This is a genomic window from Streptomyces sp. NPDC028910, from assembly GCF_055564955.1.
On the sequence record NZ_JBVHVF010000003.1, the window covers coordinates 346,864 to 369,809 of the forward strand.

19 protein-coding genes and 1 pseudogene are annotated in these 22,946 nt (G+C 73.7%); 18 read left to right on the top strand and 2 right to left on the bottom strand.

The window, feature by feature from the left end:
- Nucleotides 1-30 precede the first annotated feature (30 nt).
- The 10 genes from ACZ4TV_RS06430 to ACZ4TV_RS06475 all read left to right on the top strand — a co-directional run bounded on the left by ACZ4TV_RS06430 (nucleotide 31) and on the right by ACZ4TV_RS06475 (nucleotide 8,363).
- Nucleotides 31-864, top strand: coding sequence for a Rossmann-fold NAD(P)-binding domain-containing protein (locus ACZ4TV_RS06430; RefSeq protein ID WP_468131285.1), 834 nt, complete (start codon nucleotides 31-33; stop codon nucleotides 862-864).
- A 170-nt stretch (nucleotides 865-1,034) separates the two neighbouring features.
- Nucleotides 1,035-1,601: an anthrone oxygenase family protein gene (locus tag ACZ4TV_RS06435; RefSeq protein ID WP_468131287.1), complete on the top strand. Its 567-nt coding sequence runs from the start codon at nucleotides 1,035-1,037 to the stop codon at nucleotides 1,599-1,601.
- A gap of 83 nt (nucleotides 1,602-1,684) precedes the next feature.
- Nucleotides 1,685-3,268, top strand: a complete 1,584-nt coding sequence (locus tag ACZ4TV_RS06440) for an AMP-binding protein (protein WP_468131289.1) — start codon at nucleotides 1,685-1,687, stop codon at nucleotides 3,266-3,268.
- A complete protein-coding gene (locus tag ACZ4TV_RS06445) occupies nucleotides 3,265-3,525 on the top strand; it encodes a phosphopantetheine-binding protein (RefSeq protein WP_468131291.1) in 261 nt (86 codons plus the stop codon). The genes ACZ4TV_RS06440 and ACZ4TV_RS06445 overlap by 4 nt, the downstream gene beginning before the upstream one ends.
- A gap of 4 nt (nucleotides 3,526-3,529) precedes the next feature.
- Nucleotides 3,530-4,579 (top strand): anthranilate phosphoribosyltransferase, encoded by a 1,050-nt coding sequence (locus ACZ4TV_RS06450; protein WP_468131293.1) that lies wholly within the window; start codon nucleotides 3,530-3,532, stop codon nucleotides 4,577-4,579.
- Complete coding sequence (gene trpA, locus ACZ4TV_RS06455) at nucleotides 4,572-5,369, top strand: tryptophan synthase subunit alpha (RefSeq protein ID WP_468131295.1); 798 nt, start codon at nucleotides 4,572-4,574, stop codon at nucleotides 5,367-5,369. The genes ACZ4TV_RS06450 and trpA overlap by 8 nt, the downstream gene beginning before the upstream one ends.
- Before the next feature lie 45 nt (nucleotides 5,370-5,414).
- On the top strand, nucleotides 5,415-5,789 hold the full coding sequence (locus tag ACZ4TV_RS06460; RefSeq protein ID WP_468131297.1) for an ectoine synthase: 375 nt from the start codon (nucleotides 5,415-5,417) through the stop codon (nucleotides 5,787-5,789).
- An 11-nt stretch (nucleotides 5,790-5,800) separates the two neighbouring features.
- A complete protein-coding gene (locus ACZ4TV_RS06465) occupies nucleotides 5,801-6,940 on the top strand; it encodes an acyl-CoA dehydrogenase family protein (RefSeq protein WP_468131299.1) in 1,140 nt (379 codons plus the stop codon).
- Complete coding sequence (locus ACZ4TV_RS06470) at nucleotides 6,937-7,647, top strand: phosphoribosylanthranilate isomerase (RefSeq protein ID WP_468131301.1); 711 nt, start codon at nucleotides 6,937-6,939, stop codon at nucleotides 7,645-7,647. Before ACZ4TV_RS06465 ends, ACZ4TV_RS06470 begins: the two co-directional genes overlap by 4 nt.
- Nucleotides 7,647-8,363 (top strand): beta/alpha barrel domain-containing protein, encoded by a 717-nt coding sequence (locus ACZ4TV_RS06475; RefSeq protein WP_468131303.1) that lies wholly within the window; start codon nucleotides 7,647-7,649, stop codon nucleotides 8,361-8,363. Before ACZ4TV_RS06470 ends, ACZ4TV_RS06475 begins: the two co-directional genes overlap by 1 nt.
- A gap of 3,080 nt (nucleotides 8,364-11,443) precedes the next feature.
- Here ACZ4TV_RS06475 and ACZ4TV_RS06480 read toward each other — a convergent pair.
- Entirely contained in the window at nucleotides 11,444-13,450 is a 2,007-nt protein-coding gene (locus tag ACZ4TV_RS06480; RefSeq protein ID WP_468131305.1) for an AAA family ATPase, read from the bottom strand.
- Between the two features lie 249 nt (nucleotides 13,451-13,699).
- Between ACZ4TV_RS06480 and ACZ4TV_RS06485 the strand changes: the two genes are divergently transcribed.
- From ACZ4TV_RS06485 to ACZ4TV_RS06510, 6 genes are all read left to right on the top strand, one after another.
- The gene (locus ACZ4TV_RS06485) at nucleotides 13,700-13,972 is read left to right on the top strand and encodes a phosphopantetheine-binding protein (protein ID WP_468131307.1); all 273 of its coding nucleotides are present in this window, start codon (nucleotides 13,700-13,702) and stop codon (nucleotides 13,970-13,972) included.
- Complete coding sequence (locus ACZ4TV_RS06490; protein ID WP_468131309.1) at nucleotides 13,969-14,988, top strand: 3-oxoacyl-ACP synthase III family protein; 1,020 nt, start codon at nucleotides 13,969-13,971, stop codon at nucleotides 14,986-14,988. Before ACZ4TV_RS06485 ends, ACZ4TV_RS06490 begins: the two co-directional genes overlap by 4 nt.
- A complete protein-coding gene (locus ACZ4TV_RS06495) occupies nucleotides 14,985-15,755 on the top strand; it encodes a 3-oxoacyl-ACP reductase family protein (protein WP_468131311.1) in 771 nt (256 codons plus the stop codon). The genes ACZ4TV_RS06490 and ACZ4TV_RS06495 overlap by 4 nt, the downstream gene beginning before the upstream one ends.
- Before the next feature lie 32 nt (nucleotides 15,756-15,787).
- Nucleotides 15,788-17,029, top strand: a complete 1,242-nt coding sequence (locus ACZ4TV_RS06500) for an acyltransferase domain-containing protein (RefSeq protein WP_468131313.1) — start codon at nucleotides 15,788-15,790, stop codon at nucleotides 17,027-17,029.
- Nucleotides 17,030-17,193: 164 nt separating this feature from the next.
- Nucleotides 17,194-19,083 (top strand): C1 family peptidase, encoded by a 1,890-nt coding sequence (locus ACZ4TV_RS06505; protein ID WP_468131315.1) that lies wholly within the window; start codon nucleotides 17,194-17,196, stop codon nucleotides 19,081-19,083.
- A gap of 15 nt (nucleotides 19,084-19,098) precedes the next feature.
- A complete protein-coding gene (locus tag ACZ4TV_RS06510; RefSeq protein WP_468131317.1) occupies nucleotides 19,099-19,500 on the top strand; it encodes a hypothetical protein in 402 nt (133 codons plus the stop codon).
- On the opposite strand, the pseudogene ACZ4TV_RS06515 reads toward ACZ4TV_RS06510, so the two are convergent.
- Nucleotides 19,484-20,676 (bottom strand): annotated as a pseudogene (locus ACZ4TV_RS06515) (DUF418 domain-containing protein). The gene ACZ4TV_RS06510 and the pseudogene ACZ4TV_RS06515 sit on opposite strands and share 17 nt — an antisense overlap.
- A 193-nt stretch (nucleotides 20,677-20,869) precedes the next feature.
- Between ACZ4TV_RS06515 and ACZ4TV_RS06520 the strand changes: the two are divergent.
- The gene (locus ACZ4TV_RS06520; RefSeq protein ID WP_468131319.1) at nucleotides 20,870-21,520 is read left to right on the top strand and encodes a GntR family transcriptional regulator; all 651 of its coding nucleotides are present in this window, start codon (nucleotides 20,870-20,872) and stop codon (nucleotides 21,518-21,520) included.
- Entirely contained in the window at nucleotides 21,517-22,830 is a 1,314-nt protein-coding gene (locus ACZ4TV_RS06525) for an MFS transporter (protein WP_468131321.1), read from the top strand. Before ACZ4TV_RS06520 ends, ACZ4TV_RS06525 begins: the two co-directional genes overlap by 4 nt.
- The last annotated feature ends 116 nt before the right edge of the window (nucleotides 22,831-22,946 follow it).

Below are 22,946 nucleotides of genomic sequence, written 5' to 3' on the forward strand. Positions count from 1 at the left end.
GTCCAGATTGGTGGCGTTCAGACTTCAGGCATGACAACGAACAAGCACACGACGTTGGTTCTCGGTGGTACCGGCCGGGTCGGCCGCCGGGTGACCCAGAGGCTGATCGAACGAGGCGTGGACGTGCGGGTCGGCTCCCGCACCGGCGAGCCCCCGTTCGACTGGGAGGACCCCTCGACCTGGGCCGGCGTCTTCGCCGGGGTCCAGTCGGCCTACCTGATGTACTACCCCGAGGTCGAGTGGCCCGGCGCCGGCGACGCGATCGGCACCGTGGCCCGGCTGGCGGTCGACGCCGGTGTCCAGCGCCTGGTCCTGCTGTCCGCCCGCAACCAGGACGAGGCCCTGCGGTGCGAGAACGCCGTGACGGGCCTCCCGGTCGAGTGGACCATCGTCGCCCCGGCCTCGTTCAACCAGAACTTCGACGAGGGCGTGTTCCTGGAGCCGCTGCGCCAAGGCGTGCTGGCCCTGCCCGCCGGTGACAACGCCGACCCGTTCGTCGACGCCGACGACATCGCCGACGTCGTGGTGGCGGCCCTCACCGAGGACGGCCACGTGGGCCAGCGCTACGAGCTGACGGGCCCCCGCCTGTGGACCTTCGCCGAAGGCGTCGCCGAGATCGCCCGGGCGACGGGCCGCACCCTGCGCTACGAGCCCATCACCCGGGAGCAGTTCGCCGACGCCATCGTCGAGGACGGCGCCCCGCGCGATTTCGCCGAACCGCTGGCCACGCTCATCTCCGAGTTCTTCGACGGCCGCAACAGCTCGCTGGCCGACGGCGTCGAGCGTGCCCTGAAGCGCAAGCCCCGCGACTTCGCGGACTGGGTGGCCGAGGTCGCCCGCACCGGCGTGTGGGACGCCGCCTGAATCAGTAATTCCGAGGGACGCCCGGTCTGAGCACGAGGCGAGGGAGCCCATGGTCTTGTCGTGACGCAGGACCTGAACTCCCTCGCCCGTGCACTCTCCGTCCCACCGGCACCCCCCTCGACACCGTCCCGATCCGGCCCCTTGGCGCCCCGACCATCTCGGGAGAGATGATGCAGAACAACGCAGCCGTACGCGTGAGCTCCTGGAGAACGGGAACTCTCGTCGGCGCCACCATCACCTCGGGACTGACCGCGGGGCTCTTCGCAGCGGTCTCCTACGCGGTGATGCCCGCGCTGGGCCGCAGCGACGACCGGACCTTCGTCGAGGTCATGCAGAACATCAACGAGGTGATCCTCAACCCGGTGTTCATGAGCTGCTTCCTGGGCGGGCTGGCCTTCGGCATCGCGGCAACGGTCCAGCACTGGCGCACCACCGACAAGTCCTTGCGCGCCTGGGTCCTCGCCGGGCTCGCCTTCTATCTGGCGATGTTCGGGATCACCGCCGGCGTCCACGTCCCGCTCAATTACGACCTGGCCGCGGCCGGCGACCCCGACCGCATCAAGGACCTCGCCGCCCTCCGCGACGCCGTCGAAGACAAATGGGTCGCCGCGAACATCCTGCGCGCCCTCGCCAACGTCGCGTCCTTCGTCAGTTTCTCCTGGGCCCTGGTCCTCCTCGGCCGCTCCCAGGCCCGTTCCACCGCCTCCGAACTCCGCGAGCGCGTCCCGTCGTCCTGACCGGGAACGTGCCACCGGGCGGGAACGGGGGGCGGGAGCGGGCCTTGCGGTGATGTTGCGGGGGCGCACGCACGATGCCGGTGATGAAACTTACCCGGCTCTGGACATCGTTCGCCCGGCAGGCCGACGCCCGCCCCGACGCCACGGCCCTCGTAGCGAGGGGACGGCACGTCTCCTACGGCGAGCTCGCCGACCTCGTGACCGAAGCATCGGCCCGCCTCGAACAGCTCGACACCACCGGCGGCGAGCCGATCGGCGTGCCCGCCACGAAGACACCCCGGACCATCGCCCTGGTGCTGGCGTGCCTGCGGGCGGGCCTCCCGGTGGTGCTTCCCTCGGCCACGCTGCCCGCCGCCACCCTGCAACGCCTCCTGGACCGGGCCGGATGCCGCCACGTCGTCAACGCCGACGAGGCCGGCCCGGCCCGGGCCGACGCGGCGCCGGCCCCCGGTTCCCCCGCCCGGGCCGTCGCCGCGCCGGCCCCCCACGACCCCGACGACGTCGCCTTCGTGCTCACGACGTCGGGGTCGACGGGCCTGCCCAAACTGGTACCGCTCACCGCGGGCGCCGTCGAGCGCTTCGCCGACTGGGCCGCCGCACGGTTCGACCTGGGCCCCGGGGCCTCCACGCTCAACTACGCCCCGCTGAACTTCGACCTCTGCTTCCTCGACGTCTGGGCCACGCTGCACCACGGCGGCCGGGTCGTCCTGGTCGACCCGGACGCCGCCACCAACGGGCGCCACCTGCTCGACACCATCGACGACAACGCCGTGACGGTCGTGCAGGCCGTGCCGATGGCCCATCAGTTGCTCGTCGACGCCGCAGGCGACCCGGCCCGGCAGCTCACCTCGGTCCGCCACGCCCTGTTCACCGGCGACCACATGCCCGCCCGGTGCCTGGCCCGGCTGCCCGCCGTGTTCCCCAACAGCCGCTTCTACAACCTCTACGGCTGCACCGAGACGAACGACAGCTTCCTGCACGAGGTGGACCGGGACGCGCTGCCCACCGACGGCGTCCCGCTCGGCACGCCGCTGCCCGGCGTCGAGGCGGTCGTCCTCGACGATGAGGGCGCCGTGGTCACGGGGCCGGGACGGGGCGAGCTGGTCGTCGCCACGCCGTTCCAGTCCGCCGGGTACCTCGGCGCCGACCCGGCGGTGCCCGGTCCGTTCGTGGACGCCCCCGCCGTCCTCCCGCCGGGCGCCGCCGCCCGCTTCTACCGGACCGGCGACATCGTGCGCCGCGACGGCGACGGCGTCCTCCACCTCGACGGGCGCAACGACCACCAGGTCAAAGTGCGCGGCACCCGGGTGAACACCGCGGTCGTCGAGCAGGTGTTGCTCGACCACGCAGAGGTCGCCGAAGCCGCGGTCCTCGCCGTCCCCGACCCCGTCGCGGGCCACCTGCTGCACGCAGTCCTGCGCCGGGTGCCGGGGGCGAGCGTGGGAACGCTCGGCCTGCGCCAGCACTGCGCGCAGCACCTGCCCACGGCAGCCATCCCCTCGACCCTCCGCCTGTCCGAGGACCCCTTGCCCCGCACGTCCACCGGCAAGGTCGACCGCCAGTCCCTCGGCCAATCCCTAGGCCAGACCCTCGGCCAGTCCCTCAGCCAAACCCTCAGGTCCCCTCGCCCCGAGGCGACCATCGCAGATAAGGAAACGGCACGATGAAGAACGAGAACCACATCAAGGACTTCCTGATCAAGGAGTTCATCCCCGACGTCCAGGCGGCGGAGCTCGCCACCGACTACGACCTGCTCACCAACGGTGTCGTCGACAGCCTCGGGCTGCTCAAGCTCATCGCCTGGATCGAGGCCGAGTTCGAGGTCACCGTCGACGACGCGGCCCTGGACCCGGACAACTTCCGCACCGTCGATGCCATCGAGGCCTTCGTGGCGCGGGCGTCGGTCCCGGCCGAGGCGAGCTGACCCCGTGCACGACGCATTCGCCGCACTGCGGGCCGGTCGCCCGGTCGACACCGCGACGTGGTCGTCGTTCTGGGACGAGCTGAGCGCCGACACGCTGGACCCCGGCGAGCCGGCGTCGCTCATGGCGGCCCTCGACCTCGATACGGTCGCCCCCCGGACGCTCACCGACCTGGTGCGTTCGCTGCACGCGCGCCGCACCGGGCCGGTGACCCCCTTCCCCGGGGCGGTCAACGTGGTCGGCACGGGCGGCGGCGCATCGACGTTCAACGTCTCCACCGCCGCCGCCTTCGTCGCCGCCACGCTCGGGGCGCGCATCGTGAAGACCGGGTCGCGGGCCCACGCCAGCACGTACGGCTCGATCGATCTGCTCGACCGGCTCGGCATCCCGCTCACGAAGTCGTACGACGAGACGGCGGCGTCGCTGGCCCGCCACGGCGTCGCCTTCGCCGGCTACTTCGTGTACCCGGTCGAGCTGACCGTGCTGGCCCGGCGCATCATGCCGCTGCCCATGCGGACCTACGGCCGGGTGCTCAACGTGCTGGGCCCGTTCCTGCCGGCGCTGCCGGGCACGCGCCAGCTCACGGGCCTGTCGAGCCCCGCGCTCCTGCCGCTGGCCCGTTCCCTGGCGTCGGCGGTCGACGACCGCGACATCTGGCTGTGCACCAACGACATCGGTGCCGACGAGCTGGTCAGCTTCGCCGACAACGTCGTGCACCCCGGCGCCGGCAGGCGCGAACTCCAGCTGAACCGTCACCACCTGGGCACGGCCGACGGCACCCTGCCGGACCTGGCACCGGTGCCCGAGCCCGCCCGGGTCGTCGAGCACTTCCTGGACGTCATATCCGGGCGGGCGGGCGAGGTGGCCACCCAGACCGTCGCCCTCAACGCCGCCGCCCTGGTGATCGCGGCCGAGCGGGAGACGCAGTGGCGGCCCGCCATGGCCGCGGCGACGGCGGCGATGCGGGACGGCGCGGTGCGCGACCTGGTCGAGGCCGTACGAGCCGGTGGGTCCGTACCGTCACCACTGGTGAGCGGGGTGGCATCCGGTGAGTGACCTGTTCGCCCGCCCGCCGGGCCTGGCCCTGTTCCTCAATGCCGGCGACCCGCCCTTCGACGTGCTCGACGACGTCGCCGACATGCTGGACGAGCACGAGGTCGACGTCCTGGAACTGGGCGTGCCCTTCCCCGACTCGATCAGCGACGGGCCGGTGATCCGCCGGTCCGCCGACCGGGCACTCGCGGCCGGGACCGGGCTGGAGGACGCCCTCGCCTTCGTCGAGCGGTCCCGCAGCAGGCACCGCCACCTCCGGGTGGTCGTCCTCGCCGACTGGGCGCACACCGTACGCCCCCGCTCGATGGCGCAGGTCGTCACGGCCATCGCCGGATCCGGGGCGGCCGGGGCACTCCTGCACGGCGCACCGCCCCGGGTCCGCCCGGAGTTCTACGACCTGGCCGGCGCCGCCGGGCTGCCCGTCGTCACCACGTGCTACGCGTCCTCGCCCCCCGCGGTCGTGGCCGAGGCAGCGGCCCACGCCTCGGCCTACGTGTACCTGGTGACGCACTACGGGGCCAGCGGCGCCGGTCCGGCACCCGACCCGGGAGCGCTCCGCGCCCCCGTCGACGCCCTGCGGGCCCTGACCGACGCGCCCATCGCCGCCGGCTTCGGGGTGCGCACGGCGGCCGACGTCGAGCGGGTACACGCGGCCGGTGCCGACGCCGCCGTCGTCGGCAGCACCGTCGTCGCCTGCGCCGAGGCATCGCTGACCGGCGGGGGCGACGTCGTCGCCGACCTCGCCGCCCTCGTCACCGGCCTCCGGCCCCACCACCTTCCCCGGTCCCTGTGACCCGTCCCTGTGACCCCTTTCCCCACCCTTGAGAGGAGCGATCCGATGATCGTGCGCAACCTGGACAACGTCACCACCGTCGACTGGGGCAACGGCCTCAGCCGCCGCTTCCTGCTGGAGGCCGACGGCCTCGGCTACTCCGTCACCGACACCACGGTGCGCGCCGGTACGAAGTCCCTCCTGGAGTACCGCCGCCACCTGGAGGCCTGCTACTGCATCGAGGGCTCCGGCGAGGTCGTCGCCCTCGACGGCACGACGCACCGCATCACCCCGGGCACGCTCTACGCGCTCGACCAGCACGACGCCCACCACCTCATCGCCGACCCGGACACCGACCTGCGCCTCGTGTGCGTGTTCTCGCCCGCCCTGCGGGGCGACGAGCAGCACAGCCTCGACGCCTCCAGCGCCTCCGCCTACTGAGGGACACGGACATGCGTACCTGGGACGAGGATCAACTCGCACTGCGCGAGGGCATGGAGCTGTGGTGCCGCGAACTCGCGGCCACCGCCGAGCACGACACCGCCGAGGCCGGGTTCCCGTGGGACGCGTGGAAGCGGGTCCGCTCCTCGGGCATACTCGGCCTGCCGTTCGACCCCGCCCGGGGCGGGGCCGGCGTCGACCTGCTCACCACCATGTTCGTGCTGGAGGCCCTGGGCAAGGGGTGCCGCGACGGGGGGCTGAGCTTCTCCGTCGCCACCACCATGTGCAGCACGGGCGTCCCGCTCCAGCACTTCGGGACCGACGAGCAGAAGGACCGCTACCTGCCCCGGGTGTGCTCGGGCGACCTCATCGGCGCCCACGCCATCAGCGAGCCCGACACGGGGTCGGACGCCCTGAGCATGCGGACGAGCGCGGTCCGCGACGGCGACCACTTCGTGCTCAGCGGCAGCAAGAGCTTCGTGACCAACGGCCCCATCGCCGATGTGGTCGTCGTCTACGCGCGCACCCGGCCCGAGGGCGGCCCGCTCGGCATCACCGCCTTCCTGATCGACACGGACACCCCCGGCTTCTCGGCCGGACGGCCCCTCAAGAAGATGGGCCTCACGTCCTCGCCGATGAGCGAGCTGTACTTCGACGACCTGCGGGTGCCCGCGGACCGGGTCCTCGGCGGCGTGGGGCGGGGGTACATGCTGCTCGACCACGTCATGAAGTGGGAGATCCTCTGCTCCTTCGTCATCAACGTCGGGGAGATGCAGCACCGGTTCGAACGTTGCCTCGAATACGCCCGCACGCGCACGCAGTTCGGCAAGCCGATCGGCTCGTACCAGGCGGTCTCCCACAAGCTCGTCGACATGCGCATCCGGCTGGAGACGGCGCGCCGGTGGCTCTACGACACCGCCGAGCGCCTCGTCGCGGGCGAGGACGTCACGATGGACGTGGCGATCAGCAAGCTGCTGACCAGTGAGGCCAACGTGGCCTCGGGGCTGGCGGCCATCCAGGTCTTCGGCGGCAACGGCTACATGTCGGAGTACGGCCTCGACCGCGAGCTGGCCAACGCCGTGGGCAGCACCATCTACTCGGGCACCACGGAGATCCAGTACAACCGGATCTCCTCGCTGCTGGGGCTGTGACCGTGCTGCTCAAGGTGTGCGGCGCCACCAGCCGCGACGACATCGCCCTGCTCGGGGCGGCGGGCGCCGACCTGATCGGTCTGTGGCACGGGGTCCCCGGCGGCCCCGCCGACCTGCCCCTGCGCCGCCTCGTCACCCTGGCAGAGGCGTGCCGCACCACGGAGGTCACCGCGGCGCGGCCGGCACCGGAGCCGATGCTGGTCACGTTCCTGCGGGACCCGGCCGCCATCCTGCACGCCGCCCGCGCCGCCGGCGTGCGGTGGCTGCAACTGCACGGCTACCAGCCCCCGGCCGTGGTGGCGGCGCTCAAGCGGGGCTGGCCCGAGGTCACCGTGGTCAAGGTCCTCCACGTCACCGGCGACGCCTGCGCCGAGCGGCCGCTGCTGGCCTCGTACGAGCGGGCGGGGACCGACCTGTTCCTGTTCGACGCCACCAGCGCCCAGGGGCGGGTCGGGAGCACCGGCCTGTCGCTCGATTCCGACGTGGTGATCGACCTGGCCGAGGCGACCGCGCGGCCGTTCCTCCTCGCCGGGGGCATCTCGGCCGCCAACCGCGAGCGCTACGAGAAAGTGGCCGCCCACCCCCGCTTCGCCGGCGTCGACGTCGACACGGCGGCACGGGACGCGACGGGAGCGTTCTGCGCCGACAGCGTCGCCGGCATCCGGCACCAGTGGCGTGCCGTCCCCGACGTCGAGGAGGTCGCCTGATGGCGCCGTCGTTCATGGACGCCCTGAGGAGCGCCCACCGTCCCGTGATCATGGAGCTGAAGCCCCGCTCGGCCGACGGCGAGGACCTGTTCCGCGACCGGTCACCGGCCGAGATCGTGGCCCGCTACGAGGCCGCCGGCGCCCCCTGCCTGTCGGTCGTCACCGGCCGCTGGTTCGGCGGCGACGCCGGCCTGCTCGCCGAGGTGGTCCGGTGCACCGAGCTGCCCGTCCTGCAGAAGGACTTCATCACCAACCCCGGCCAGCTGCAGGCGGCCAGCGACCTCGGCGCCTCCGCGGTGCTGCTCACGGCCGCGCTGCTGCCGAAGGTCGCGCTGGCGCGGCTGGCCGAGCGCGCCCTCGCCCTCGGCCTCACCCCGTTCATCGAGGTGGCCAACCCGGCCGAGATCGAGGCCCTCCCCTCCTGCGAGGGGTGCGTGGTGGCCGTCAACAACAAGGACATCCGCCTCCGCGAGCGCGGGGACGCCGACATCGGCCGCAGCCGCGAGCTGCTGCCGGCCGTGCGGCTGACGGGGTCGCCGTGCCCCGTCAGCGCCAGCGGCATCGACGACCCGCGGGTGGCCGCCGGGCTGCTCAACGCCGGCTACGCCGGACTGCTGGTCGGGACCCACCTGCTGCGGGCCAACCGCCTCGAGTCGTGGTGCGAGGAGCTGGACGACCTGCGTCGTGCGTCGCCCGCGCCCCGTCGAGTGGACTGAGCGACAGCTCGTCCCACTCGACGGCGAAGGGGACACCCAGCTCGTTGGCGGCGGCGATCACCCGGGCGGCGAGGTCGTTGGCCTCGAGGTACCGCCGACCCGCGACCAGGGCACGGGCGACCCGCAAGGGTCGCTCCTGGTCGTACGGGTCGAGCTCCATGGCCAATTCGAGCCGGTCCATCGCCTCCTCCATGCCGCCCGCCTCCAGAGCGGCGGTCAGCACGACGTCGATCAGGCCGAGCACCCGCTGGCGGACGACCTCGCGGCGCTGGGCGATGCGGTCGTCGTAGAGGTCGTCGGGCAGCAGCGGCCCGGCGAAGGCGGCGACGGCGACGCGGGCACGGGAGATGCGCTCATTGTCCTGCGTGGCGGCGACGGCCCGGGCCAGGTTCTCGAACGAGTGCAGGTCGACCTTGCACGAGGACAGGCACAGCAGCTGCCCCCTGCGGGTGACGAGCGAGCCGTAGGTGGCGCGGGCCCGGGTCAGGACGTTCTTGAGGCGGCGCTGGCCGACCCCCGGCATCTCGCCCGGCCACAGCATCTCGACCATGGTCTCGACCCGGAGGGTCCCGCCGGCGAGAACGAGGTGCTTCACCAGTTGGCTGGCCCGGCCGGACCCGTGGAGCACAGCGTGGCCCTGGCGGATCTCGAACCCGCCCAGCACCCGCACCTCGTAGGAGCCGCCGTTGGTCAAGGCGCCGGTCACGAGCGCCGGGGGCAGCCGTATGGCCGACCGCAGGACGCCGACCACGCGACGCTCACGGCGGTCGAGCAGGTCGGGGTGGCCGAGGCTGGCCGCTCGGTCGAGGGCGATCAGCAGGCACTGGTCGGCGGCGTCGATGTGGCCGGCGGCGTGGCGCACGTAGCCCGTCAGCAGTTCGGCCTTCCACCGCAGGCAGGGGGCGATCTCGCCGTCCTCGAGCATGCGCTGCAGGACGTCGGCCGCCTCGGGCTCGCCCCGGCGAGCGCCGATGAACGCCTCGGTCAGCGCCAGGGTCACCGGGGCCTCGACGCGGTGCTCGCGGGCGGCGGCGAGCAGCCGGGCCGAAGCCGCGTCCGCCCCGACCACGGCGCAGGCGTCGGCGGCCTCGCAGAGGAACAGCAGACCGCCGCTGTCGTGGATCACCATCTGGCCGAGGTGGGCCTCGGCCCGGGCCAGCTGTTCGAGTACCCCGGACATGTCGTGGTCGTTGGCCGCCACGATCATCCGGGTCCATGCGGCGTGGCCGGCCACCCAGTCGATGCGCAGCAGCTCGGCGAGCCGCATGGCGTCGTCGAGGATGGCGAGCGACCGCTCGGCCTCGCCGCTGAGCGCCAGCAGCCGGGCCTCCATCACCAGGCACAGCATGCGGTCGAACTGCGTGTCGCTGGTGGCGCCGAGCCGGCGTAGCAGCACGGCGCCCTCGCCGGTCTTGCCCAGAGCGGACAGGACCTGGGTGGCGAGGCCCCGCTGAACGGCGGCGACGCGGGCGGGCTCGCCCAGCTCGCCCCACGTGATGGCGGCCTGGCGCATGGCGTTCTCGGCCCGGCGCAGGCTCGGCCCGTCGGGGCGGTCGGACAGGGCCACGCCCAGGGCCTCGAGCAGCCCGGCCTGGGCGCGGGTGCCCTCGGCGGCCTCCTTGAGGAGCCGCTCGACCTGGGCGAGCACGTCGGCATCGCGCAGCAGCGCCCGCTGGATCAGCCACTCGCTCTCGACCTCGACGGCGAGATCGTCGTCGGTGTTCTGTTCGCGCACGACGCGCAGGGCCCGGCCGATGACCTCGCGCTCCTCGGCGAGCTGGCCGATGTTGCGGTGGGTGCGGGCCAGGTGCAGCAGCACCTGGGGCGCGGCCTCGGCCGCGGGCCCGAGGCGGGCCATCAGGTGGATGAACTCGACCGGGTCGAGCTGGTTGATGCGCGAGGTGGGCAGCTTGGCGATGAGCGTGGCCGCCTGCTCGGGGTCGCCGCTGTCGACCAGCAGGCTCGCCGCGGCCAGCTCGGCGCCCTGGGACATCAGCAGCGGGGCGGCCCGCTGGGCGATGGCCGGGTCGAGCGGTGCGAGCGCGGCCAGCGTCTCCTTCGACTCGCCGCACAACCGCGACCAGCCGTCGGCGCCGACGGCGAACGGGATGCCCGCCCGGATGAGGCGCCGCAGCAGCCCCGGCTCGCCCAGCCCCTCGACGAGGCGGTCGTTGACCAGCGGGAACGCGGCCACCTGGGTCAGCAGGTAGCGGTCGGCCGGGTCGAGGTCGGCGGCGTAGTGGTCCATCAGCTGGCGGATCAGGCCCGGGTGCCGGAGCAGCACCGTGGCGGCCGCCATGCGGTCGGTCGCCCGGGCGAGCCGGCGCAGCATCACGAGTAGCAGAGCCACCCAGCCGCCCGACAGGTCGTGCAGGGTGGTGGCGAGCCGCTCGCCGTCCTCGTCGCCGAGCTCGATGCGGGCGAGGGCGGTGGCCTCCTCCTGCGTGAGGAGCAGGTCCTGGGTGTTGAAGCGCTCGGCGGTGCCCCGGAACTCCATGGCCGCGAGCGGCGCCGGCAGCAGGCGGCTGCTGACCAGGATGCGCGGGTGCGGCATGCCGTCCTGCGCCAGGTCGGCCAGCCAGGCCGCGGCGTCGTCGGTGAGTGCCTCGGCGTTGTCGACGACCAGGAGGCCGGGCCCAGTCGACGCGGCCAGCAGTTCGCCGAACCGCCTGGCGGCGCCGGTGGCCGGGGTGAGCGGCCGGCCGGCGGGCCGGCCGGCCGCGTCGAGGATCGCGGACGTCAGTTCGTCGACCGTGACCGGGTGGTCGCGCGGCAGGCGCACCTCGAGGCCGCCACCGGCGCCGGCGCGGACCTGCCCGATCAGGACGCTCTTGCCGAACCCCCCGCCCGCCTCGATGAGGACCGAGTGCCTCGCGTTGAGGATCTCTTCCACCAGCCGCTGACGCGGGACGAAAGGCGCGCGAGCCATCCGAGGCGGTCCCCCTCTTATGCCAGCCGAACCGCCGACCCCGGGACCCCCAACGTCATGCCCGTGTGGTCGACTTGTGCGTTCACACTAACTGATGTCGATAGGTCACCCTACGCAATCGCGCAAGATCCCGTATTGCGGGCAAACGGAGCTATCGCGGCCGCTTACCTCCGGTGCGTGAGAGCTGGTGGTCGGGGTCGTGGCGGGGCCCGGGCACCGTCCGCTGGCGGGAGGTGAGGTGACGGCGCCGGGCGTCGCTCACCTGTTCGTCGACCGCCTGGCGAACGACGTCGTGGCGGAACTCGTAGATCGCCGGCCGGTCGGGGTGCCGGGAGCCCGCAGCGGTCACCTCGGCGAGGATCCCGACCTGCAGCAGCGTCTCGAGCGCGTCCAGGGCCGCCAGGACGTCCAGACCTGCGGCGCCCGCCACCGCGTCGAAGGCGACGGACGGGCCGGTGACGGCCGCGGCCTTGAGCAGCCGGGCGGCGTCCGGGCCGATGGCGGCCTGTTTGGCGGCCACCAGCCGGGCTACGGCCGGTGGTACCGCGTCCGGACCGGCCTGGTGCCGCAGCATCTCCAGGAGCATGAACGGGTTTCCGCCGCTGCGGGCGTGTGCCCGGCGGACCGGGCCGGCGTCCGCGGCGCTGTCGGCGGCGCTGTCGGCGGCGGCGACGGCCCCCAGCTCGTGCACGAGCGCCCGGGTGGAGGCGAGGTCGAGGCCGCCGAGGGCCACCTCGGTCCCGTCGCCGGCGTGCTCGAACGGGAGCATCGCCCCGTCCAGGTCGGCCCGTACCTGGCGTCGGGCGGATGTCGGCAGGTCGTTCCTGGCGGCGACGACGATGCACAGCCGGGCGTGGGCCGTGGTGTGCAGCAGGTGCCGGAGCAGCTCCACGGTCTGCGGGTCGGCCCCGTGGGCGTCGTCGATCAGGATGGCGCAGGACCGCTCGCTCGCCGCTGCCAGGAGCAGCTGGGTCAGCGCCGCGAACAGGACCGGCTGCTCGGGCAGTTCGCCGGGCGGGCACGGCCCCCCGAGCGAGGGGAGCAGCCGGCGCAGCGGCCCCCGGGCGGCGGAGGAGACGGCGTCGAGCGGGTCGCCGGGCGAGGCGGCGACGTAGGCGTCCAGCGCCTCCACGATGGGCTGGTACGGGACCATCGCGCCCTCGTCGCACCGGCCGACCAGCAGCAGCCCGCCCCCGGCAGCCATCATCGCCCCCGCCTCGCGCAGCAGGCGGGTCTTGCCGATGCCCGACTCGCCCGTGACCAGCACGAACTGACGGCGGCCGCGTGCGGCCCGGGCCCAGGCGCCGGCCAGCGTCGTCATCTCGTGGTCGCGCCCCACGAACGGGACCGGACGGTGGCCGGCGGCGGTTCCGGCGCTGGGTCCGGCGCTGGGCCCGGCCGATGCCGTCGAGGGGCCGAGCAGGGCCAGGTAGGCGGCCTCGGTCTCGGGCGAGGGGTCGATGCCCAGTTCCTCGGCCAGGTACCGTCTCAGCCGTTGGTACGCCCGCAGGGCCTCGCCCCGGTTCCCCATGGCCTCGCGCACCGCCATCAGGCAGCGGTGGGCGCTCTCGCGCTCGGGGGCCCGGGCCGTCGCCTCCTCGGCGAGGAGGGCGGCCTGACCGTGGTCCCCCGACCCCATCGCCGCCCGGCTGGCGATCTCGAGGGCCGAGACCAGGTGCTCGCCCAGGCGCTCTCGCCACCCGTCGACCCAGTCGCCCTCGTGCTCGGACAAGAACGGGAAACGCAGCCGGTCCGCCGCCCGGGTGGCCAGCCGGGCGGCGGCGGCGACGTCGCCGGAGTTGAGCGCCTCGTGAGCCGCGGCCACCGACCGGATCGCGTCCACCACGTCGACCGGCACGCCCTTGTCCAGATCCAGCACGTACCGCCCACCCCGCTTGGCCAGCGGGTCCGTTGTCTCGCCCTGCAGCGGACCCACGAACGTCCGCAGTCGGCTGAGCAGTGTGCGCAGGGCCGATGCCCAGGTGGGCGGGAGTTCCCCCGGCCAGATGACATCGGCCAGCTCCTCCCGCGTCACCCCCTCGGGCCCGGCCAGGACGAGGCGTGCGAACGCCACCCTGGCCTGTGCGCTCTGGAGGTGGTGCACGGTGCCCCCGCACCGCACGGCCATCGGCCCCAATATCTCGATCTCGGCATCCATGAAAACCCGTTCCCCCGGTGGCTGGAAGTGCCTGTCCGGGGAACAGAGTCCGGCGCGGTGGTACCAGCGGGGTGCCGGGGCCGGGCCCCGGCACGTGGGACCGCGGTGGTACCACCGCGCCGTAGGCTTGCGCGCCCGTTTGCACGCACACGGTGGTGATCACTGCCCGGCTCGTGGGCTTGCGAAACGCTTGCACCGGCACTCGTACGGTGCGGCCCGTAGGCCGATCACAATGACCAGGAGTGCGCCATGCAACTTCCCACGCTCGAGGTGTCCGTCGACCGACTGATGGCCGTGAGCCGTGTCGAGGCCTTCGACCCCGACACACCACTGACCACCTCCGGGGTCGACTCGCTCGACCTCATGGAGTGGGTCTACGACATGCAGGAGCGGTACCCGGACCTCGGGGTGGACGAGACGATCGTCGAGAGCATCGACGACACCGTCACCTTCCGGGGCATCCACCAGCAGTTGCTGGCCGCCCACGCCGTCCCGGTCGCCTCCGCGACCGGCGACGAGTGACCGCGGAGGCAGGGGTGTCGGGCATCGGCATCATCGGCTGGGGCACGTACCTGCCCGAGGGAAAGCTCACCAACGCCGAGCTCGCCACGCGGTTCGGCGTCGACGAGGACTGGATCGTGCAGCGCACCGGCATCCGGGAGCGGCGGATCGTCGGGCCGGGCGAGACCACCGCCTCGCTGGCCGTCGAGGCCGGCCGGCGGGCGCTCGAGCACGCCGGCGTGCGGCCGGACGAGATCTCGCACCTCATCCTCGCCTCGGGCACGCCCGAGCAGCTGTCGCCGGCCACGTCCGCGTTCGTACAGCGCGAACTGGGCACGGCGGGCGGCGCCCACGACGTGAACGCCGAATGCGCCAGCTTCGCCTACGGCTTCGTGGTCGCGGCCGGGCTCATGGCGATCGACCCGCGTCCGATCCTCCTGATCGGGACCGACACGCACTCGCTCGTCGTCAACCCGGAGGACCGGGACCTGGGCGTGCTGATCGGCGACGGGGCCGGGGCGGTCGTCCTGGCGCCCCACGACCGCAGCTGGCTGCGGGCCTGGGACATGGGCAGCGACGGCAGCAAGGTCGACAGCCTCAGGATCCCGGCCGGTGGCAGCCGGCTGCCGACGAGCGAGCAGACGCTCCGCGACAAGCTGCACTACGCGCAGATCAAGGGCAACGAGATCTACCTGAACGCCGTCCGCTTCACGGTGGGTTCGGTGAAGAAGACGCTCGAGGCGGCGGACCTCAAGGCCGACGACATCGACCACCTGCTGCCGCACCAGGCGAACATGCGCATCATCGAATCGATCCTCGAACACAGCCGCGTGCCCCGGGAGCGCCTGATCACCAACATCGAGTACTACGGCAACACCGGGGCGGCGTCCATGCCGATCGCCCTCGCCGAGGCGCTCGACGCCGGACGCATCCAGCGCGGCGACCGCGTCATGTTCGCGGCCTTCGGCGCCGGCATGGTCTGGCTCACCGCACTGATCGAGTGGGGCGCGGGCGAGCCGACGGAGTGGCGCTCATGACCGCCCCCGCCGCGGGCGCCCGCCCCGTCTCGGCCCAGCGCCCGGAGAAGCCGGTCGCCCTCGTGACCGGCGCGTCCGGGGGCTTCGGCGCCGCCGTGGCCATCGAGCTCGACCGGCTCGGCTGTCGCGTCGCCCTCCACTACAACAGCGCCGAGGACGGCGCCCGCGAGGTCGGCGAGCGCCTCACGAACGATTCGATCGTCGTCCAGGCCGACGTGGGCAGCTGGGACTCGGTCAGCGCCCTCCACCGCCGGGTCGTCGAGGAGCTGGGCGAGGTCGACATTCTCGTCAGCAACGCGGCCGTCCGCAAGGACGCGTTGATGATGGGTCAGTCGCCCGAGGTGTGGGGCGAGGTCGTCCGGACGAACCTGATGGGCACCTTCCACGTGTGCCGTGCCGTGCTGCCGTCCATGGTCAAGCGGCGGTGGGGGCGGATCATCAACGTGGTGTCGCCGTCGGCCCTGGTCGCCACCCCCGGTCAGACGGCCTACGCCGCCTCCAAGTCCGGGGTGATCGCGCTCACCCGCACCCTGGCCACCGAGTGCGGCCGGCGCGGTGTGACGGTGAACGCCGTCTCACCCGGGTTCATGGAGACGCGGATGACGGCGAACGCCACCGAGAAGTTCCGCCAGAACCTCGCCGCCAACCTGCCGGTGCCCCGGCTGACCACCCCCGAGGAGGTCGCGCCCGCCATCGGCGTCTTCCTGGACAACGACTACATCACCGGGCAGGTGCTCAGCGTCGACGGTGGGATCTCCCTCACCTGAGGCGCACCCGCCCCGCACGGGAGGACAGCGACATGACGGTCACCGGCATCGCGCACGGTACGGCCCGGCTGCTGCGCTGGGCGGGCGCGGACCCGGCAGGTGAACGTGCCGCACGCGCCAGGGTCCTGGACGCGCTGCACACCGGGGCGCCGGTGCCCCGTCCGCTGTCGGGGCGGGTGCGCGGGGCGGTGGTCACGACACCGGCCCGCGCGCTCGACGACGTCGCGGCCGCCCCGGTGCGGCAGATCCCGGCCGGCGGCCCCCGGCCGGTCGTCCTGCTGCTGCCCGGCCAAGGGTCCCAGTACCACGGGATGGCGACCGGGCTGTACCGCGACGAACCCGTCTTCCGGGCAGCCGTCGATGAAGTCCTGGCGGCGTGGGGGGCCGAGGGCGAGGCGATCCGCGCCGACTGGCTCGCCGCCCCCGCCGGTGCCGGTATCCCGATCGATGACGGGCGCCGGTCCCAGCCGCTGCTCTTCGCCGTCGACCACGGGCTGGGCCGGCTGCTCCTGAGCTGGGGCGTCATACCGGCCGAGGCGTTGGGGCACAGCGCGGGCGAGGTCGTGGCGGCGACCCTGGCCGGGGTGTTCACCGTCGCGGAGGCCGCAGCACTGGTACGCGGCCGGGTGCGTGCCGCCACACGCATCCCGCCCGGCGGGATGCTCGCCGTGGCCGCGTCCGTCGGGGAGCTCGGCCCGTACCTGTCCGGGCAGGTCGCCGTGGCGGCCGTCAACGCCGAACGGCGGACGATGCTGGCCGGGCCGCGCGCCGAGCTGGCCGTCGTGGCGGCCCGCCTCGCCTACGACCGGGTGACCGTACGGCCGGTCCCGGCCACCACCCCGTTCCACAGCCCGGCGATGGAACCGGCCGTCGCCGAGGCCGAGCTGGCGTTCGACGCAGTGCCCCGTCCGGCCCGGTTCCCCGTCCGGTCCGGCTACACCGGGCAGCCGCTCACGGCGCAGGACGCGGGCTCCGCACGGTTCTGGGCCCGTCAGATGGCCGACACCGTCCACTTCGGGCCCGCGCTGACCGCGCTGCTCGACGGCGGGGACCGGCTGCTCGTCGAGTGCGGACCGGGCCGCGTCCTGTCCTCCCTCGCCCTGCGGCAGCGCGCGGTGCGCACCGGGGGGAGCGCGGTGCTGTCCATGCTGCCGGGCGAGCGGTCCGACCGTTCTGCGGTTCTCGAGGTCGCCGCAGCCCTGTGGTGCGAGGGCCACGATCTCGTGCTCCACGACCGCGCCGACCAGACGGCGTACGAGGAGTGCCGGGCCTAGCCCGGAGGGCGACCGGGTGGGGCCCGTCGGGAAGCGGCGCCCGGCCCGTCGCCCACACGCCCCCTCGTGCGTCCGCGCGACCGCGCGGACCCCCTTGACGGCCTCCGGCGGCCGGGGGACGCTCCCCGGTCTTGGATCCGCACGGTTGCAGCTGGGGGGCCGCTATGCCGGAGGAGTCTGTCCAGTCGGTGGGGGAGCTGCGGGCGCAGCTCGTGGCGCACGGAGCGCGCTGGTCGGTCCTGGAGCACCTGGCCGACGAGGAGCCGGTGCCCCGGCCCTCGCTCGGTCTGGAGCCGGGGGCGAACCTGACGTCCGCCGAGGACGCGGGCGTGATCGATCTACGGGGGATCATCGGGCACGAGAGCGGCAATCCGCACCTGACGCGGCGCCGCGCCGCCAACGGGCTGTTGCCGGACGCGGCGGGAAGCGGCGGCCGGCCCGCCGCCGTGGACTGGCGCAGCCGCTGGGGCCGGCCGTGGATCACCAAGGTGAAGGACCAGAACCCGTGCGGTTCCTGCTGGGCCTTCGGCGCGGCCGGTCTGGTGGAGTCCATGGCCCGCATCGAGCACGACGTCTGGGCGGAGCGCTCCGAGGGGGACGTGCACGACGGTCTGCGCTTCAGCTGCGGCCAGGGCAGCAACCCGGAGACCGCGCTGGACTGGATCAAGACGAACGGCGGGCTCGCCGACCCCGACTGCTGGCCGTACAGCATCCCGCCCGACGGCCTCCCCGCCGCTCGCCGCGACGCCTGGCGCGCCGAGTACACGCCCAGCTGGGACCGCTCGGGCCGCACCGTCCGGATCAGCGACTACGTCCGGCTCGGCGACGTCGAGCAGCAGAAGGTCTGGCTGGACACGGTCGGCCCGCTGACCGCCTGCTTCGACGTCTACGACGACTTCTTCGGCCTCGGCTCCGGGGTCTACCACCGCACCAGCGACCGGCTCGCGGGCGGCCACTGCGTGCTGATCGTCGGCTACGACGACGCGGCCGGCTGCTGGCTCTTCAAGAACTCCTGGGGGACGGGCTACCACGTCGGCGGCTACGGCCGGATCGCCTACGGCGAGGTCAACATCGACCACTGGGCCAAGTGCGGCCTGCGCGGCACCAACATCGACCCGTGGACCAAGCGCCGCCTGCACACGGGCAACGTCTACGAGAGCGGCAACGGCCGCGCGCACCGCAACTTCGAGCTCCTCGCGACCACCACCGGCGGCCGTCTCCAGCACTGGTGGCGCGAGGGCGACGCCCCCTTCGCATGGGCCCGCGCGGGCAGCTTCGCGCACGACGCCTCCGGCCAGCCGGCCTTCACCGGGACCACCTACAACCGGAACATGGAGTCCCTGCACGTGACCACCGGCGGCCGGCTGCGCCACTGGTACTACGAGCAGTCCGCCGGCGTCTGGCGCGACGGCGGAGCCTTCGGGCCGGGCGACGCGGCCGTCGGCTCCACCCCCGCCTTCATCCAGAGCGACTACGGCAAGCCGGGCAACTTCGAGGTGGTCGTCCGCACCGCCGACGGCCGTCTGAACCACTGGTGGCGCATCAACGGCGCCCCCTGGACCTGGAACGACGGCGGCCGCTTCGGCTCCGGCATCGCCCACTACGGGCCTGCCCTCGTCCAGACCCGCGCCCGCCACCTCGACCTCGTCGCCGCCCGCACGGACGGCCGTATGCAGCTGTGGTGGCGCGACGACCCGAACGGCTTCGCGTGGCGCGCCGGGGAGGTCTTCGGCAGCGATACGGCGGCCACCTCCGCGCCCTGCCTGATCGAGGGGCAGTACGGGGCCGCGGACGAGGACACCGCCGGGAACTACGAGCTGTGCGTGGCCGTCGCCGGCGGGCGCGTGGAGCACTGGTGGCGCGGCAACGCGGCCGGCTCGGCCTGGCGCCGCAGCGCGGTCTTCGGGCACGACGTCGCCTCGGTCACCGGGATGCTCCAGGGCAGCTTCGGGTTCAACCTGGAAGTCATCGTCCTGCGCACCGACCACCGCCTCCAGCACTACTGGCGGGACGGCGCGGGCTGGCACGAGGGGGCGGTGATCGGCCCCGTCTGAGAGGACCTGGCGGACGTGGAGGTACGGAGCGTCGTGCTGAGCCCCGGTGAGCCGTATGAGCTGCGGCTCACCGGGCGCGGGGCGCGCGGGTACGTGTGGACCTGGCAGGTCACCGGGGACGCGGACCTGGTGACGGTGGCGGCGGGGCCGACCACCGAGGGGAACCCGGCCACCGAGGGCGAGCCGACCGCCGAGGGCGCCCCGGCCACCGAGGGCGCCCCGGCCACCGAGGGCGCCCCGGCCACCGAGGGGAACCCGCTGCCCGGGGCCCCGGTGGAGCGGACCTACGTCGTGCGGGCCCGGCCCCCGGGCGGGGGCCGGGCCCGGATCCGCTTCGCGCAGATCCGGCCGCCCTACCCGGACGAGGCCCCCTACGACGAGTTCGTGCTGGACGTGGAGGTCACCGGCGCGGCCTGAGGACCGCGTGCTGTACGGCTTCCAGGGGGCCGCGGTCGAAGCGGCGCAGCCACAGCCACGACCCGGCCGCCAGGACCAGGCTCACGCCGGCCCACAGCCCCATCACCCACCAGGGGCCGCTGCCGCCCAGCCGGTCGGCGAGGCCCAGCCCGATGCCGTAGCAGAGCAGCACGCAGAGCAGGTTCTGCGTGACGTAGCAGGACAGGGCGGTGCGGCCGACGGAGCCCAGCGCGGTGGTCACCGGCTGCGGGACCCACCGCCGGTCGAGGGCGATGCCGATCAGGCCGATGTAGCCGAGGGCGAGCAGCGGCGCGACGCCGTAGCGGCCCAGGAAGAAGAACGCGTCGCCGCCGAGGGTGGTCGCGGCGTTCAGCGGCAGCCCGAGGCCCAGGCCCCAGCCGGCCAGCCGGGCCCGGATGCGCCTGCCTTCGGCGGTGGCGGTGAAGGCGCCCGCGCGGTGGAGCCGGACTCCGAGGAGGAAGAGGAAGACCAGCAGCCCGAAGGAGAAGACGGGCTCGATCCGCAGCGCGAGGAAGTGCTCCAGGCGGAAGGCGACCTGGGCGGGGTAGCCGCCGTGGGCGTACAGCTCCACGACGTCCGCGTCCGGGCCCTGCGGCGCCTGCGGCGCGGCGTCCGGCCCGGCGAGGGAGCCGAGGGTGAGCAGGGCGACCAGCGCCAGGTGCACCCCGCCGGCCGTCCACATGGCCCGGCGCCGCACCTTCTCGGAGCGGGCCAGCAGCCACGCGACGAGGAGGGCGGTCACGGCGTACCCCATCAGCACGTCCCAGGCGAAGACGAGGACGAAGTGGACGGTGCCCTCGCGAAGAAGAGGAAGGCGGCGCGCCGCGGGTAGCGGCCGGGCCAGGGGTCACCGCGGCGTGCGGCGGAGTCGTACTGGATGGCCAGGCCCACCCCGAACAGGACCGTCAGCAGCGCCAGGAACTTGCCGTCGGCGAGGAAGCGGAAGACGGTCTCGGCGAGGTTCGCGGCGGAGGGGTCGGTGATCGGGTCGGGGGAGGTGAGACCGCCCTGGAGCACGCCCCACTCCGAGCCGGGGGAGGCGAAGATCCAGACGTTGGTCATGAGCGTGCCGAGGATGGCGGCGCCGCGCAGGACGTCGAGGAGGGGGAGCCGGGCGGTCGTACGGTTCACCGGGGCGATGAGTGTGTCGGCCATGACTTCAGGGTCCCGGCGGGCGGGGCCCCGTACGTCCTGCCGGTGGACGAACGCGCGGTACATCCTTCGATGCAGCGGGCGGGCGCCGTGCTCCTCCCCTCACGGCCGCCCCTGGTCCTCCCCTCACGCCCGCCCGTGGTCCACATCCCGGACGGGCCACCGCTTGCACCCCTGTTGTATCTATCCTGTGCGCATGCCAGCCGCCGCCAGCACCGCGACCGCCGCCGACCGCGTCTACCAGCACGTCAAGCACGGGGTCCTCGACCGCCGTTACGAGGGCGGCACCCTCCTCACCGAGGGCGAACTCGCCGGGGCCGTCGGCGTGTCCCGGACACCGGTCCGCGAGGCGCTGCTGCGCCTGGAGACCGAGGGGCTGCTGAAGCTGTACCCGAAGAAGGGCGCGCTGGTCCTGCCGGTCTCCGCGCAGGAGATCACCGATGTGCTCGAAACCCGGCTGCTGGTCGAGGAGTTCACCGTACGCAGAGCCGTGCCGGCGCCGCCCGGCCTGCTCGACCGGCTCGCCGGACTGCTCGACGAGCAGCGCCGGCACGCCGCCGAGGGCGACCTCGCCGCGATGATGGCCGCCGACCGGTGCTTCCACGCCGAGATCGTGCGCAGCGCCGGGAACCAGATCCTGTGCCGGCTCTACGACCAACTCCGCGACCGGCAGCTGCGGATGGGCGTGGCCGTACTGCACGCCCACCCCGACCGGCTGGAGCGGACGCTGGCCGAGCACGCCGAGATCCTGGACGCGCTGCGGGCCGGGGACGCGGACACGGCGGCCGCCGTGGTCCGCGGGCACATCGGGCGGGTCGGGGCGCTGGTGCGGGGGCCGGGCCGGTGACCGCCCGGCAGGCGGTCGAGGACCCTCCCGGCGGCCGCAGGGCCGTCGCCGTCTGGGGCATAGGCGTCGCCGTCTACTTCGTGGCGGTGATCTTCCGTACCAGCCTGGGCGTGGCCGGCCTCGACGCCGCCGACCGCTTCCACGTCAACGCCTCGGCGCTGGCCACCTTCTCCCTCCTCCAGCTGCTCGTCTACGCGGGCATGCAGATCCCGGTGGGCCTGATGGTCGACCGGCTGGGCACCAAGAAGGTGCTGACGCTGGGCGCGGTGCTCTTCACCGTGGGCCAGCTCGGCTTCGCGCTCTCGCCCTCCTACGGGATGGCGCTCGCCGCGCGGGCGCTGCTGGGCTGCGGTGACGCGATGACCTTCATATCGGTGCTGCGGCTCGGCACCCGGTGGTTCCCGGCCCGCCGCGGGCCGCTGATGGCGCAGCTGGCCGGGCTGGTCGGCATGGCGGGCAACCTCGTCTCCACGCTCGTCCTCGCCCCCGTCCTGCACGGGGTCGGCTGGACCGCGGCCTTCGCGGGGAGCGCGGTGGCGGGGCTGGTGGTCCTGGTCCCGCTGGTGCTGTTCCTGCGGGACCACCCGGAGGGGCACGCGGCGCCGCCGGTCGCGCGGAGCCCGGGCGGCGGCTTCGTCCGCCGCCAGATCAGGGAATCCTGGAGTGAACCCGGCACCCGGCTCGGCCTGTGGGTGCACTTCACCACGCAGTTCCCCGCGATGGTCTTCCTGCTGCTGTGGGGCATGCCGTTCCTCGTCGAGGCGCAGGGGCTGTCGCGGACCACCGCGGGCGGGCTGCTGACGCTGGTGGTCGCCTCGAACATGGCGCTCGGGCTGGTCTACGGCCAGATCGTGGGCCGCCGCCAGTCCTCGCGGATCCCGCTCGCCCTGGGTACGGTCGGCCTCACCGCCCTCCTCTGGGCGGCGGTCCTCATCCACCCGGGCGACCGGGCGCCGATGTGGCTGCTGACCACCCTGTGCCTGGTCCTGGGCGGCTGCGGCCCGGCGTCGATGATCGGCTTCGACTTCGCCCGCCCGGCCAACCCGGCGGAGCGCCAGGGCACCGCCTCCGGCATCACGAACATGGGCGGCTTCATCGCGTCGATGACCACGCTGCTGACGGTGGGCATCCTGCTGGACGCCACCGGCGACGACTACCGCATCGCCTTCTCGACGGTGTTCCTCCTACAGGCCCTGGGCACCACCCAGATCCTCCGCCTACGCCGACACGCGCTGGCCCGCGAACGCGTATCGGCCCCGCCGGCGTTCGCCACACCCAGCCCCGCAAAATCCAGCCCCGCCGGCGTTTGAGGCGCAGCAAAATCCAGCCTCGCCGGCGTTTGAGGCGCGGGGTCTGGGGCGGAGCCCCAGGGTTTGTGCGGCGCCGCCGCCGGGGGCCAGCCCCCGGGACCCCCCCCCCCCCAACA